17 protein-coding genes are annotated in these 14,579 nt (G+C 43.4%); 7 read left to right on the top strand and 10 right to left on the bottom strand.

What is annotated here, in order from left to right:
- Positions 1 to 308: 308 nt before the first annotated feature.
- The 7 genes from UWK_RS13700 to UWK_RS13665 all read left to right on the top strand — a co-directional run bounded on the left by UWK_RS13700 (position 309) and on the right by UWK_RS13665 (position 8,179).
- Positions 309 to 1,241: a phosphocholine cytidylyltransferase family protein gene (locus UWK_RS13700; protein ID WP_015404984.1), complete on the top strand. Its 933-nt coding sequence runs from the start codon at positions 309 to 311 to the stop codon at positions 1,239 to 1,241.
- A gap of 22 nt (positions 1,242 to 1,263) precedes the next feature.
- Positions 1,264 to 2,367, top strand: coding sequence for a pyridoxal phosphate-dependent aminotransferase (locus tag UWK_RS13695; protein WP_015404983.1), 1,104 nt, complete (start codon positions 1,264 to 1,266; stop codon positions 2,365 to 2,367).
- Positions 2,364 to 3,023 (top strand): CDP-alcohol phosphatidyltransferase family protein, encoded by a 660-nt coding sequence (locus UWK_RS13690; protein ID WP_015404982.1) that lies wholly within the window; start codon positions 2,364 to 2,366, stop codon positions 3,021 to 3,023. Before UWK_RS13695 ends, UWK_RS13690 begins: the two co-directional genes overlap by 4 nt.
- A gap of 10 nt (positions 3,024 to 3,033) precedes the next feature.
- On the top strand, positions 3,034 to 4,308 hold the full coding sequence (locus tag UWK_RS13685; protein ID WP_015404981.1) for a carbamoyl-phosphate synthase large subunit family protein: 1,275 nt from the start codon (positions 3,034 to 3,036) through the stop codon (positions 4,306 to 4,308).
- Between the two features lie 652 nt (positions 4,309 to 4,960).
- Positions 4,961 to 5,818: a metallophosphoesterase family protein gene (locus UWK_RS13675; protein ID WP_015404979.1), complete on the top strand. Its 858-nt coding sequence runs from the start codon at positions 4,961 to 4,963 to the stop codon at positions 5,816 to 5,818.
- A 325-nt stretch (positions 5,819 to 6,143) separates the two neighbouring features.
- Positions 6,144 to 6,866, top strand: coding sequence for a PEP-CTERM sorting domain-containing protein (locus tag UWK_RS13670; RefSeq protein ID WP_015404978.1), 723 nt, complete (start codon positions 6,144 to 6,146; stop codon positions 6,864 to 6,866).
- A gap of 221 nt (positions 6,867 to 7,087) precedes the next feature.
- Complete coding sequence (locus UWK_RS13665) at positions 7,088 to 8,179, top strand: DUF4388 domain-containing protein (RefSeq protein ID WP_015404977.1); 1,092 nt, start codon at positions 7,088 to 7,090, stop codon at positions 8,177 to 8,179.
- Between the two features lie 140 nt (positions 8,180 to 8,319).
- On the opposite strand, the gene UWK_RS13660 is transcribed toward UWK_RS13665, so the two are convergent.
- From UWK_RS13660 to UWK_RS13620, 10 genes are all read right to left on the bottom strand, one after another.
- On the bottom strand, positions 8,320 to 8,511 hold the full coding sequence (locus UWK_RS13660; RefSeq protein ID WP_041916431.1) for a hypothetical protein: 192 nt from the start codon (positions 8,509 to 8,511) through the stop codon (positions 8,320 to 8,322).
- 145 nt (positions 8,512 to 8,656) lie between these two features.
- Positions 8,657 to 9,670: an Lcl C-terminal domain-containing protein gene (locus UWK_RS13655; RefSeq protein WP_015404976.1), complete on the bottom strand. Its 1,014-nt coding sequence runs from the start codon at positions 9,668 to 9,670 to the stop codon at positions 8,657 to 8,659.
- A gap of 228 nt (positions 9,671 to 9,898) precedes the next feature.
- On the bottom strand, positions 9,899 to 10,045 hold the full coding sequence (locus UWK_RS19470) for a cupredoxin domain-containing protein (RefSeq protein WP_153304904.1): 147 nt from the start codon (positions 10,043 to 10,045) through the stop codon (positions 9,899 to 9,901).
- Positions 10,020 to 10,250 (bottom strand): hypothetical protein, encoded by a 231-nt coding sequence (locus tag UWK_RS13650; protein ID WP_015404974.1) that lies wholly within the window; start codon positions 10,248 to 10,250, stop codon positions 10,020 to 10,022. The genes UWK_RS19470 and UWK_RS13650 overlap by 26 nt, the downstream gene beginning before the upstream one ends.
- The gene (locus UWK_RS13645; protein WP_015404973.1) at positions 10,240 to 10,554 is read right to left on the bottom strand and encodes a hypothetical protein; all 315 of its coding nucleotides are present in this window, start codon (positions 10,552 to 10,554) and stop codon (positions 10,240 to 10,242) included. The genes UWK_RS13650 and UWK_RS13645 overlap by 11 nt, the downstream gene beginning before the upstream one ends.
- A gap of 30 nt (positions 10,555 to 10,584) precedes the next feature.
- Complete coding sequence (locus UWK_RS13640) at positions 10,585 to 10,836, bottom strand: SHOCT domain-containing protein (RefSeq protein WP_015404972.1); 252 nt, start codon at positions 10,834 to 10,836, stop codon at positions 10,585 to 10,587.
- Positions 10,837 to 11,296: 460 nt separating this feature from the next.
- Positions 11,297 to 11,965 (bottom strand): PEP-CTERM sorting domain-containing protein, encoded by a 669-nt coding sequence (locus tag UWK_RS13635; protein ID WP_015404971.1) that lies wholly within the window; start codon positions 11,963 to 11,965, stop codon positions 11,297 to 11,299.
- Positions 11,966 to 12,120: 155 nt separating this feature from the next.
- Positions 12,121 to 12,732, bottom strand: coding sequence for an FmdE family protein (locus UWK_RS13630; RefSeq protein ID WP_015404970.1), 612 nt, complete (start codon positions 12,730 to 12,732; stop codon positions 12,121 to 12,123).
- A gap of 12 nt (positions 12,733 to 12,744) precedes the next feature.
- Positions 12,745 to 13,509 carry an ABC transporter ATP-binding protein gene (locus UWK_RS13625; RefSeq protein ID WP_015404969.1) on the bottom strand — a complete coding sequence of 255 codons (765 nt, stop codon included), beginning with the start codon at positions 13,507 to 13,509 and terminating at the stop codon, positions 12,745 to 12,747.
- On the bottom strand, positions 13,506 to 14,576 hold the full coding sequence (locus UWK_RS13620; RefSeq protein WP_015404968.1) for a FecCD family ABC transporter permease: 1,071 nt from the start codon (positions 14,574 to 14,576) through the stop codon (positions 13,506 to 13,508). Before UWK_RS13620 ends, UWK_RS13625 begins: the two co-directional genes overlap by 4 nt.
- Positions 14,577 to 14,579: the final 3 nt, after the last annotated feature.

Raw genomic sequence — 14,579 nt, 5'->3', positions numbered from 1 at the left:
AATATCCTTGACTTACCTGCGCTATCGCTCTATTGTAGGTCCTGATTTTCCCGAATTGGGCATACAGTTTTCCGCTAATTGAATCCCTTTTTTCGTATACCTCCCATTTTCAGTCCTCATTTCTAAGATTTCTTTTCACCTGTTCTTTGTTCCAGTTTCACTTTCTACCAGTTCTTTGTGCCTTTTAACTTTTTCATTTCAGGTATTCGGCAGAAAATAATAAGAGTTTTCCATCCCCTAAACTGCATCGTGTTTTTGTCAGTTGTTGTCACTGCCATGGTCTGGTTATAAAATTGAAGGTAATATATATGAAGGACAGGACTATTAATCCCGGTCTCAAGAATGAACAAGTCCGTACTGCGCTTTTATTGGCTGCGGGAACGGGTAGTCGCCTTTCTCCTCTGACCGATACGTCACCTAAATGCCTTGTTTCTGTAAATGAAATATCCATTCTTGAGAGGCTGATTCACTCCCTCCAACTACACAATTTCAAACGTCTGGTTATAGTTGTTGGCCATCAAGCTGACTGCATCCGTGATTTTCTTGGAACCCATGCCGGAGGTATGGAAATTAATTATATTACCAGCCCCCTCTACAACTCAACCAACAACATTTACTCATTATGGCTTGCACGGAAAATGATAGATGAACCCTTCCTACTTATAGAAAGTGATCTTGTTTTCGAGCCAAAAATGCTTGAAGGGATGCTTTATCCTGACCGAATTGCGGTCGCGAGTTTGCATCCCTGGATGAGTGGTACGACAGTAGCAATCAATAACCAGCGGAAAATTGAAAAATTTTATTGCGGTTCCCATAAACACAATGAAAACCAGTATAAAACCGTCAACATTTACAGCCTTTCATTTGAGACCTGGCAACTTGTTAAGGAAAGACTGGATCACCAAATTTCACAAAATATGGTGAATGGCTACTATGAGACCGTATTTGCTGATATGGTCAACGAGGGCTGCCTTTCTTTTACGCCTGTTTTCTTTGATGCCAGCCGCTGGTATGAAATTGACACCATAGCTGATTTACGAGCAGCTGAAAAAGTATGTGACCTCTATCACCATCCAGCTACTATTATGAATGGCCACGCATTAACCAATCAAAGCGATACGGTTAATTCTTCAGCGTTTAAACTTAGGACAGCCATTCCTCGAACCAAAAGAATTCCACGTCACCATCAGGTTTTAGAGATGTCCGCAACAATGACTTCAGTTTCAACGTTACCTCAGTAATCCATCACCAATAAAGAGATTAATGACAAAAAAATACTCGACAAATAAAGAACGCTACGAATATATCACCAGCCAGCATGGCGGCTTTTGGCGGCATGATTTTATCGATCACAACTACCTATACAACCTTTACTTCCCGCCAGAATCTTTTTTCACACATATTACCAGTCACATACATCAATTGGTTTTAAACTACCCAATGGGGCAGCACGATTTGGCCTGCCTGATAGGCGACCTGATTGGCCAGCCGCCTGAGTGTATTGTGGTTGGCAACGGAGCTGCAGAGCTTATTAAAATTATAGCTGGGATGAATCGTAAATTAATTGTACCGGTGCCGTCGTTCAATGAATACGCCAATGCCATGCCAGCTGGAAACGTAGTTGAGTTTCCGCTTGAGGCGCCTTCCTTTCAGCTGGATGTTGATAAATTCGCAGCAGAGGCAATCCGGTGCAAGGCAGGATTGGCAGTGGTAGTCAGCCCCAACAACCCCACTTCATTGCTGATTCCCAAAAAAGAGATTATCCGTTTGCTTGAGAAATTAGCAGCCTACGACTGCATGCTCATCGTTGATGAATCTTTCATTGATTTTGCAGGAAATGGTGACCAGGAAACTCTTGAGCAGGACATTGAGAAATATCCAAATCTAACAATTTTCAAAAGCATGAGTAAGGCCTATGGTATCTGCGGCATCAGAATAGGGTACATGCTAACAGCGAACCAGGATTTTGCGTCAAAAATTCGTCAGGAAATTCACATTTGGAATATTAATGGTTTCGCTGAGGAATTCCTCCGTCTTGCTCCACAGTATCGACAGAAATTTACTGAAAGCTGCAACAAGGTCAAAGCAGATCGCGACCTCTTTTATAAACAACTCAAGGCAATTCCCGGAATGACAGTTTATCATCCTGATGCCAATTATATTTTTTGTCGATTACCTGACCATGCGGCATCCGGTCCAGAAATAACTAAAAAACTTTTTCTAGAACATACTATTTATATAAAGCACTGTCAGGGTAAGACAATGCCGGAATCTGAGCGATATCTCCGGATAGCGAGCCGTACCCAACCTGAGAATCTGCGTTTGGTCGAAGCATTGCAAGCTGTTATTGGTTTGGAGATAGAATGATGTCAGGTACAAATTTATCGGAACCCTCCCCTTCCATACTCTCTTTTGCTCAAGATCTTCCAAATATATGTTCTTTGGTGGGACTTTTATGCGCAGTTCTGTCTATGTATTATGCGATTCTAGGTGTCTTTTCTGCCGCTATGATTGGCCTGATCTGGGCAGTATTCTTTGACTGGACTGATGGCATTATCGCCCGTAACATGAACGGTCGGAACGAAAACCAACGGAATTTCGGGGGACAACTCGATTCATTGATTGATATTATCAGTTTTGGCATCTGCCCGGCGGTTATATTGCTCAGTTACGGGAACTTCAGCCCCTGGTTCCTGCCTGGAGCTTTTCTTATCGTAGCAGCCGGGGTACTCCGACTTAGTTATTTCAATGTATTTGGCCTGGTTGGTGAGTCAACCTACATGGGGCTGGCAATGGACAACAATGCGATTATTTTGCCCTTTGTCTTTCTATTTATCGGTATGCTTGACCAACCTTTTGCCTCTATCACTCTCTATATCATCCTTATTGTATTTGCTGCCATGAACGTGGCCCCAATCAAAACCCCTAAGTTGTCGGGTCGTTGGTATTACGTTCTCATGATTTACTCTTTGCTCATAACATTTATTTATGGCTGGAAATTATTGATTAGCCAGGCCAGCTGAAAAATACAGGATGACAGCCTCTAAATCTCTTAGAAAATGCATTTCCGATAATACCAATGAACTTGTGATCTATGGGGCTGATAGTTTCTCTCAGTTTCCTAGACGTGATGCTTCAGTACATTCAAAATGTGACAGGGCAGTTGCGGCAGCTGGTCCAGATGACTTGGTGATTTTGCGTACTTCCTTGGACCACGATTACTATGACTGGTTACGCTCATGTAGTCTGGGAAGCAACCATGTCATAGAATATAATGCTTTGTCCACGGATACAAGCCTCACTGAGCTTATTATTGAAGATCCCGGACCAGTATTGAAAGTTATCGAACACTTGGGTCAGAAACCTGTCTACACACCATGGTTCAGTGGATATTTGGAAGAAAAGGCTGCCAAAATCCTTGGTGCCGAACACTTTGGCACTTCTCAGGCGGTTGCTCAGAAATACAACGACAAAGGTAAGTTTAAAGCCATATGCCAACAGCTGGAAATCCCCGTTGTTGCTGGAGACACATTTACTCTCCATCCAGAAGACAAAGAAAACAGCCACGAAATGATCGCTATTATAAGGCGTCACCTCGTGAGCAACAAAAGCGTGATCATTCGTGGGACTCTTGCTGAATCTGCCTATTCCCTATACAAAACAACTGGTGTGGATTTAGAGGATTTGTATCATGAGATTGCCGATAGTGGTGAAAACCAGGTACTTATTGAGCCCTTTCTTGACGTCACTTCAACTCCTAATGATCAATGGGCGATTGGTCGGGATGGATCTATCGATCACTTTGGCATATTGGATCAGGTATGCGAACAGGGATTAGTCTGGGTTGGCAATATAAAAGGTCAACAACTAGACCCAAATATCTATGACTATATCCATAACACCTCACACCTTATCGTCACAGATATGGCTAAATCCGGGTATTGTGGAGTAATAGGAATTGATTATATCGTCTGTGAAGACGGTGTGTTTCCAGTGGAAAACAATGCCCGGTTTAATGGGTCATCTTATGTGAGTATGGTTGTGAACAACATAGAGCAGTTGAGCGCAACGCCTGTTCCTTTCTGGAAGTTCATCAAAACAGCAACCTCGCCCTGTTCATTTCCAGAACTTGCCGATCGTCTTGCACCCCATCTCTATGACGGCAGTACATTAAATTCTGTACTCCCCCTTAACTGCAAGGAGTTGTCTGTTACTGGCGGTTTTAATGTTGTGATCATGGCCGAAAATATGCATTTGATCAACGACATTGAGCAGTCGCTGGTAGAGGATGGAGTAAAAAGATCATAAGCATGTATGCGTTGCCTGGCAGGATAAGGTTACCTACAAAAGTCCACAGGTTTCGTGTCATACAGTTACAAACAACACCCCTCAACCAAGCGCAGATAGACAGCACTGTAATGGTTGACTTGATTATCAACCTTCAATTATTAAGGAGTAAAAAAAACATGAGTAAAGAACAAAAAAGCATTAAAGCAGGTAAGAAAAAACCGGCAATGACTCCAAAAGAAAAAAAAGCTGCAAAGAAAGCCAAGAAAGAATCCAAAGGGCTTTTGAATAATAACTAGACATGTTAACTTGGCTGTCTATTTAGATCAAATGATTGTAATTTTAAAGAATTAGCATATCAAAACAAGATAGGTATACTTGTAAATTCGTATTGAAACAAAGGCAGTGCCATTAATTTGGCCCTGCCTTTTTTTGTATTTTATAACACAACGACCAATGAAAGTTGTATTCAGTTGCAGCTTTTTATACTGCTAGAGGTAACATATTTTTGATATGAGTTTTCTGATATTGTTTTTTTTAATTGGCAGATATTTCATTTAGAATGAGGACTCCTTCTTGGATAGAATCGACGAAGCGTACCTAAGTCTGTATTTACCTGTTTCGTGTACTCAACTAATGCTTTGCAAATCTCTAGTTCCAAAAGGAATTATACATGAATATTTTACACATTTCTGATCTGCATTTCGGCCCCCGACACTGGGAGGGAGATGATCAGATTCTACTGGAAAAGTTAAATTCCTTTAATGCCGATATCGTTATCAACACTGGAGATAGCACAACAGATGGCCTGGAGGATGAATATATTGCAGCAGGGCTTTTCCTGGCTGGTATCAAATGCAAAGACGTCTTATCCACCATCGGTAATCATGACAAAAGAAATATGCGTTCCCATGAACTCTTTCAAAAATACATTTATAATACCGAAATCATCCACATCCCTGAATCAGTACAAACCCAAAAGAAACACCTTTTTTTGAACCGGGAAATAACTAAGGTTCGTGAAAACTTTACCGATATAAATTTTATTAAATCCATTTCAATTAATGGAAAGTCTGTATTGATCATCAACATTGATTCCAATGAACTCTACAGCGATGATGGCTTTGTGGAAAAAGAGGTTCTGGATGTAGTTTCAGAGAGAATCAACCGGTTGGAATATGACCTGCCACTGCTTTTGACCCATCATTCCATTTTGGGTACCGATGAGTGCCCTCTGAAAAACTCCTCCGTCCTGATTGACTTTGTTCAAAAGCATAAAATTGAATATGTCTTTTGTGGTCATACCCACGAACTTGAATTGATGCGGACAACCGATCTCTATCATGGACACACCTTTTTCCATTTTATGTGCGGTAGCCTGTCCTCTTGCAATCATTCCAACGACGATAACATGTTTCTCTATTATGAAAATTTTGGCAGCAACGATATGAGTATTCATATAGTTCGTATTTTTCTGGAAGGAGGTACCATTCGTTTCAAAGAAGAAAGAATTCTTTTTGGAAAAATGTAATTACTCAACCAATTTCTCTCTCATATCTCTTTTTTTTTGAGGAACCTTTAAAGACACTTTTGCACTGAAGATTGATAAAAACTGACAGATCCAGGACGTATCCCTGACAGTTAGCATAACACACACCACCAAACTGCCACAAAGTGGTAAAATTAAACTTTTACGATAAAATAGGCATTTATACCTATGCAAATAGGTTTATCATATGATATATTATTAGTATCCATTAAAAGAAAATGCCGAACCTATTGAAACGCAGGAACGAATACCAAAGATGTGTCATTGACAGACTGTCGTTCATCTTGGACAGTATGGAGGGTCTTAAATGAAAAACATTTTAATCGTTTTTTCAGTAATGTTTTTATTGGTATGGGGCAGTAATGCAAATGCTCTTACTGTTAATTACCTTCCCTCCCCTGCACAGACGACTGCTGGAGTTTACGCCTACGCAACAACTTTTGACATGATGGCAGGAATGTCCGTAAAAGTTACCTGGGGAGACGATAGCATATCCGACTTCACATGGTCCAGTCCTGGTGGCCTGGCTGGAGGAGTGTCTGATTTAGGTGGCTTCACACTTGGTTCTATAGGGGATTCATATTCTCAATCCTGGGTGCTAGGTATCCTGGAACCATATACTAGTAAGACAATACAAAGTATCTTCATTGATGCCGGAACAGGCAATGCAGTATTTGACGTCTTGAAAGAGACAGAAGGTACTGCTAATTCAGGGGCAGGTTACCCATTCACGGTAACGAACTCTACTGGAAATTTTGATATTACCGCTACTTATAGTGGAGCTGTACAAATAGGCGGCGCTGCGCCAGTAGGAGATTTGTATCGATATCTTAATATTGATTTTACCAGCACAGCTGCTAATTATCAGGGCTATTTTGGCGTAGGGGACTATTTGACCTTTCGAGCAGATACAGATAACTTGATGTATGAAAATGACATTGCCCCGGTTCCAGAACCTGCAACTATGCTTCTTTTGGGAACAGGTTTTGCTGGTCTTATAGGTTTTAGACTTCGTAAGAAGAAAAAGTGATACGTTCCTCACATACAATTCCATCTTTTTCTAAGGCAGAGTCATTCATTTGATTCTGCCTTTTTTTATACCAACTATTTAAAACCAGCAGATTGTTATTAATGACCGGACAAAAAAACTACTTCTGTTACATTTTTTTTGCCCCCCCTAAATACTGTATCGTTTTAACGATCTGGCGTACAACGCTATTACCAGACAGACATTAAGTAATGAGGTAATTAATGGATAAAAAAGAAGATACATTTTCTGATGCGATATTCATCATAGTCGCCGAAGAGTCATGCCCATTTTACAGTGTGGGTGATGAAATCAAAGTTGAAAGCTCTGGCTTGACGATGTCAGCCTATAAACCGGGTTGCCTGTATCTTGCCGGGAAAATTGCATCCATTGTCGCCTCAAAAAAGGAAAATTTCGGTGCATTTTCAAAAGTATCCGTCCAGAAATCCAGATATGATTGCGGTGGCTGTGTTGGAAAAATATTTTTTGAGCACAAGAGAGATAAGGATTTTGCCACATTGCAGATGAAATTACTCGAAGAGGCCGAAGAAATTCGTCGAAAAAAGCATCTTGAAAGGTACTTTGGAGTTATGCGTGCGCTTAATTTATTTAAATCTCTTGAAGATGATTCCCTGAGAGATCTCATAATGCTCCTTGAATTCAAAAGTATTCCCTTTGGCAAGGTGGTCGTGAAAAAAGGAACTCCTGGTACCAATTTTTTCATAATATTAAGGGGTCTGGTAGAAAGAAAAGCTGACGATGGTAGTCAGCTGGCTGAAATTGGAGAAGGGGAAATGTTTGGTGAAATGAGCCTGCTTTCAACAGAGCCGTTTGTGCACTCTATTTTTTCTGTTAAAACAACACAAATGGCAGTGCTCAGTATTAAGAATTTCAAAGCAATACTGAAAAAATTCCCTGTGCTTCAGATGTTCTTATTTAAATTGCTGGTGGACCAGGCACAGAAAGTTGCGCTTAAGTCAGGCGAGATTAGCTCGGGAATGACCGGAGAACTTTCCGAGGTATCACCGGTTGATCTTCTACAGCTGATTAACTCTTCCAGGAAAACAGGAACCCTGGATCTTGCCCTGGACAAAGGACGGGGAATGGTTTTTTTTAAAGAGGGAGAAATCGTCTACGCCCGTTACCTGGAGTTTCGCGGTAAGCATGTGATTTATGAACTTCTTGGGATGAGGAGTGGTCATTTCAGTTACACTAGGGGGGTTCCCGACGTACTTGACAAAGCCCAACCCATCGGTGGATTCATGGGGATGATGATGGAGGGGCTTCAGAGAATCGACGAGAAGAAAGATTCATAGATAAAGGTAACTCCCTGCTAGCCTGTAAATAATTCTGCGTAATTTCCCGTTTCATACATATGGAGCTAATTGCTCATTAAACTCAACATAAACCGATTTATGGCTGGTTTCCTGGCAAATAGGGTCGGAGTAAATCAAACTCATGGGTCAACAGGCCGATAAAGACGAGCATCTCTCCATGCTCGTGTTGGTTCTTTGGCCATATTATTCCACCTTCTGGCCATCATCGGGTTTGGCGGCATAATCGGAGGAAGGGGAGTAAATGTGTAAGCAATGGACTCTTCTACTGCGACTTCCGTCACCAGGGTACTGAGAGGATCATTGCCTGTCATCTGGTGTATGATGGATGTTCCTGCCCCTACCTCCAAGGCGCGAATCAGGGTTAGGACAGGCTTGGACAGCCTGAAGGGGTAGCGTATGTCAGGAATACAGGTTTCCGTTATAATACTCTTGAATTTTTGTTTGCCTGTTACGATGTCAGGTGAATGCGAGTGTTGTCACAGGTAAGACGTGAAAGTGGTTCCCCGGTTTATGGCCAACCCCGCAGGCTCCTTTGTTCAAGTACAGGACCCATGCCCAGTCGGTCTCAAAAAAACTGGTGGTTGAGGACCAGTAACCATCCTTCATCCCCTGAACAGGATGGCCTTTCGGTAATGCAGGAGTATGGCGACTGCAGTCAACAAGTGAAGTCAGTTCATTGATATTCGGCAGGCGCCAGGAAGACAAGCCGTCCAGCTTTTCCCTGTTCGCCTGTTGAACGGCATCAAAGGCCTCAGGCCAGCTGACAGAGCCACCAGTCATATCACTATGAGCAGCCCAACCCAGCCCGGTCAACCGATCATGGATCACTCCGGATTCTACTGTAAACCGGGGTCGTGGCCAGTCGTTTCCCAGCAGCAGTTCTCCATCCTGGCCGGTATCCAGGCAGTCTATTGTATGTCCTGATTCATCATAGCATTTCTTCTGGCCTGTCGCAGGTAAAACTGCAGATTGCCCACGCACAGGCCAAAAAAGCTGATACTGGTTTTTCCGGCCATAAAACATACGCGCTCCTTCGAGGTGGAGGGACCAGGCATAGGCCGGGTTAATCACTGCCGTGGTCGAGGACCAGTACCACCCCAGAAAAACATTGAGAAAGGGGTTCCCGTCTGGCAAGGACGGTTTTTTAGTTTGGTAGCTCACCAGGCTGCGCAGCTCATTGCGATTTGGCAGTCGCCAGTCACTGTAGCCTCCGTAATATTCTTGGTTTAATTTTCTTATCTTTTCAAACGACTCTTGCCAGGTGCAGGGAAAGGTGCCGATATTGGCATTTCTGGTCCAGGCAAGACCGGTGAGACGGTCAATTACGACCTCTTTTTGCAGTTTATAACGAACAGTCGGCCAAGACACACCGATCCGCAAATCAGCATCTTGTCCGCTGAAATGGCAATTGATTTGCTCTCCCACGTCGCTGTAACAATGGGTCTGTCCTGTGTTCAAAATGTGGCGCATAGCCTTCCATCCCAATGTTAGGTTAACCAACCCATAAACTTCGCTTTAATCATTTAACTGTGGTGTCCAGTAGCAGACTTCTCTTCTTTAATCAAGGCAGAAATATTGGAATATCCTGTAAATACTAATCGCAGATCTCACTGAACTCCTTTCTCCCCAAGGCCTTTTCCTATTTTATCAGACGCACAAAAACAAAGACAAAGAGCAGAATCATGAACATGCTTGTATCTAAAAGGAGTTTTTTGACTGATAGCGAATCATCATGGCGGCACGATTTGTTATCTCCCAGGTCTCCGTGGAACCCAACTGTACCTGTTCATCAATCCGGTTAATATCCATCTGCTTCCCATTAATGGTGAGTCGTCTTTCCATCATCCCCATACCCATTCCACCTCCCCCCCTTGGACATGGTCTCCATGGTAAATCCGCGGACAACAGAAGCCTCCGCTTCAGGTATCCTCTCAAGGGGACGCAGCTCTCCGGGTAGAGAAATTTTGTTCTCCGCAAGACGATCCACTTTGATCCGCATGGACTCAAATTGGCTCCCCTGCCTCTGATCCACCAGCAGACTAATTACCATTATACCCCATGGTGTCAGTCGGCTTATCCCGAAAAAACTTCACTTTCTCCTGCTGCATGTTCATGCTGAAGCGGGTACTGTACAGCGTATTGTCCAAATACTTCAGTAATGGAGGAATAGGCAGAGGTGTTGAAAAGCATTCTCCGATACGGGAGCGCGATGCATTGGCAGCGATTACAGGTTGAATCAAAAGGGGTAGAGAAAATCTGCCCGCAAAGACTTTCTGTAACAAAGTAGTAGATCCGGCAGCTCCCACGAGGGAAATGGCGGCCAAACCACCTTTTAATACAGTACATCGTTTCATGATCGCCCTCCTGTGTCAAAACATCATGTCTTAGCTAATTTCTCTCTTTATACGATGATATTCATCTTCGTTGATTTCACCGCGGGCATACCTTTCCTTCAGGGCATCAAGATGTGCTGAAGAGGCTCTTTTCCCCCTTGAAAACAGAGCCTGAAAAAGGAAAATGATAAGGTAGATGACAAACCCCCAAAAAAGAAAGGTGACGACCATCCCCAAAGGGCCTGGAAAGAATGTTCCCATTCCACACCACCAATCTGTAGAAACACTATTGTGTCCGAACATTGATAATCCTCCTCGTTGGAATATTTTCAAATACTTACAAAAGAGTTAGCAGGAATCGCACCAGATGGGCTACTGGGGTAAAAAATCCCAAAACATACCGATATTGCATGATATTTCTGGTTTGTTCGCCGAGGGTTAATTAATAAAATGGAGATGGTGTAAAATAATTAGGCAGTCTCGGAATGATTAAAAGGGGAAAAGTGTAAAAAAAGAAGGCAGGAAAATCACAAGGGTAGCAGCACTTGTGAGAAAAGTTCAATAACGACGGTTTCAGGTGGTTATTACTGCTCAGAGACTGCTTGTCCCCGATTATAGGCTAAGCAGTAGCAGTATAACATTTTAGAATTATGTGAAGTTGTAGAGCTTAGTTTTGGCAACAAACTACGAAAGATTGAAACAAAAAAAAGGCAGAATCAAGTGAATGACTCTGCCTTTTAAAGATACTTTATATCAAAATGTATTATTTTCTCTTTCTACGAAGTCTTGTACCAACAAGACCAATTAAACCTGTGCCGAAGAGAAGCATTGTTGCTGGTTCAGGAACGGGCGCAGACACCTTAACACCAACCAAACCCTGTGAGAAGGCACCACCTGCTTCAAGTCGCGGGCTGATCCACAAGTAGTTACCGACATTACCGGTTTCAGTGGTAAGGTCGAGTGCTGCCAACATATCCGTGTATTTATTAAACGCTGAACTGCTTGGGCTCAAGTCGTAGTCGGTTCCGTGAACCGTAGTCCATATAGCCGCCTGGAGTGCTTTTGCATCATCACCCTGGCCACCAGTAGCATAGTTGTCCAGCAACCAAGCGACGTCTGCTATTGCACTATACGTACCGCCGTAAATATCTCCGCTATCAGAGACCAAGGTAGATGGATACGTTGCAACAGACACCGAGGTGAAAAGATCGACACAGTAAAGCCACGCCAACTCATCCCCGTCAAGGTAGGAAGTATCTATAGACCCTCCACCAGCTTGTTCATAAGTATCAGTTCCGGTCTTGTCGAACCAAATTGTTGAATAAGCCAAAGGATCACCACCAACAACCAGTGAACCTGTATAGGTTGTGGCGCTTGCCATTGCCGGAAGCAGTACCAACAAACATATTCCACAAATCAATAACTTTCTCATCGTCTTTCTCCTTTATTTATATCTATGCTGACTATAAAGTCATACTAAACATATTTCAGATAGAATATAAATAAGTAAAATGCCTATTTTGCACTTTCTTTGGCAATCTTCTGAATTGTGGAAATACCATTAGAACGGTCGGGCACCTATTCTACTTATATTTTCTGTTCGACTTTCTGATAGCAAGGTATACACAGCGTCTTTTTATCAAAACGTCTAGTCCTTGACTCCATGGTTTGTTCACCACAATCCTCACACGTCATGGAATGCAATACACGCGGCGGCCGAGGTGGTCTGGTCTGCAGCTTTTCAATAGAAAACATATCTTCGAGCGACAGTGACATAAACCTCTTTTCAAGTAGGATTCTCTGCTCGGCCAGCTTCTGATCATCCTCTTTTGAAAGGATTCCAGCACTTTTTTCTGCCATCATATCAGCCAGCATCCAATAATTCTCACCACGGCAATCCGGTCTCAACAGGAATCGAATACCCTTGTTGTTTTCTCTATCATAAAAAGAAAAGGCTGTCTTGCCGTAATCTTTATGAATCAGATTGCCTTTGCCATAGGTGCAGCCGATTAGATACTGGATGGCATCCACAGCGCACATATCTGTTTCAGTAATACAAACAAGGGCTGCCGATGGGGTGTCTGGAAATTCTTTTTTGACATACTCAGCCACCCGAATACCGATTGCAAGTCCTGGGCAGTTATGCCCATGGAATGCAATTGTATCTTCAATTGTCTGTTTTGGGTAAGTACATGTCATTTTCAGCTCCTTTCAATTAAAATGATCTTCCGGGACGATGACCGGACAATTGTCAATATGATGAATTGTGACTGGAAGCCCATATACCTTCTCAATTATATCTGGTGATATGGTGGAGCGGTCACATGTCGCATGAACATAACCATCTTTCAAAAAGCAATACCGATCGGCGTACCGTAGGGCACTGTTGAGATCGTGCATGGTTATCACAGATGCAATGCGGTGGCTTTTCACAATTTTTCTGATGATCGATAATATATTTATCTGGTTTCGCAAATCGAGCGAACTGGTTGGTTCGTCAAGCAGTAGCAGTCGTGGTTCCTGAACGAGCGCACGAGCAATAGCTACTTTTTGCAATTCGCCTCCGCTCAGTTCATCTATATAGCGCAAAGAAAGCCGAGTGAGATCGAGTTGCTGCAGCGCTGAATCTACAACCTTCATGTCCCGTTCGGCGACCCGCCATCTGATATGTGGTTTTCTTCCCATCAGCACCGCATCAAAAACAGTCAACCGACTCGTCTCGCTACGCTGTGCAACATAGCCGATACCGAGGGCAATCTCGTCAGGGGTCATTTTCAGGACATTGCGATCCTCGACCAGAACAGTTCCTGCAGAAGGAATCTGTATACCATTAATACATTTGAGCAGGGTCGTTTTGCCAACACCATTTGGTCCAAGTATGGCCAACAATTCTCCAGGTTCCACATTAAGGTTGATGTCGGAAAGGGTACGATGACCATTGTAACCGAAAGCGAGTCGCTTGATGGCTAGAATCATCGGCGTCCTCCTCGTATAATTAACCAGAAAAATGCCGGTGCTCCAAGGAATGCCGTCAGAACTGACACCGGCAAAACGTTAGGAGCCAATATCAACCTTGCAACAGTGTCGGACACGAGCAGCAAAACTGCTCCGACCAGAAAACATGCCGGCAGCAAGAACCTGTGATCTGAACCAATAATTCGTCGAACCATGTGCGGCACTACCAGCCCGACAAAACCGATGATTCCCAGAAATGCAATTATAACCGCAGTCAACATCGAAGCGAACAGCATCCCCATCATCCGGACACGACCGACCCGAACCCCAAGGCTCTTGGCGGTCTCATCACCCGCATCAATAGCATTATAGTTCCAACTATTTCCAAAAAAGTAGAGCACACAGACAGCAGTTATTGAAGAAATAACCCCCAACTCTGTCCAAGTTGCTCTTGCAGTATCACCAAAGGTCCAGAATACCATGGCCGCCAGTTGCATATCATCAGCAAAGAATTGTAAAAACATGGTTCCTGCTGTGAAAAATGCTCCCAGGGCCACACCGGTGAGCACCATTACTTCCGGTGTGGCACCGCGCGTTCGTGTCACACCTATAATCAAGAAAGAAGTACCGATACTGAAAAGAAACGCCGATGCGGTGGTAATATATGGATTGGTAATTGAGATAGCGCCTACATTGCTGGAGGTCATAACACCGCCTCCCAGTACCATGACAGATAACGCTGCACCAAAGGCGGCAGCGTGGGAGATTCCAAGGGTAAATGGCGATCCTAGCGGATTGCGTAATATCGATTGCATAACTGCACCAGCAACAGCCAGACCAGCCCCGGCGACAGTAGCGGCTAATGCCTGGGGCAACCGGATATTCCAGACAATCATCTTGGTTTGTGCAGAAGTTGCCATCCCCATCAGACTTTTGGCAACCGAGGACGTTGGTATATTTGCAGATCCAAGGGAGATGGCTACAACCAGGATAGCAGCAAGGCCAAAAGCTACAATCAAAATAAACAGTTTTTTTCTACCAGTGTATTGTTGGTATTCCTCCGGCACCTGGCCATGATCAAAATGCATGGC

The sequence above is a fragment of the Desulfocapsa sulfexigens DSM 10523 genome (assembly GCF_000341395.1).
GTDB lineage: Bacteria > Desulfobacterota > Desulfobulbia > Desulfobulbales > Desulfocapsaceae > Desulfocapsa > Desulfocapsa sulfexigens.
The sequence above is the reverse complement of the archived record's forward strand: the minus strand, read 5'-3'. Positions and strand labels throughout refer to the sequence as shown.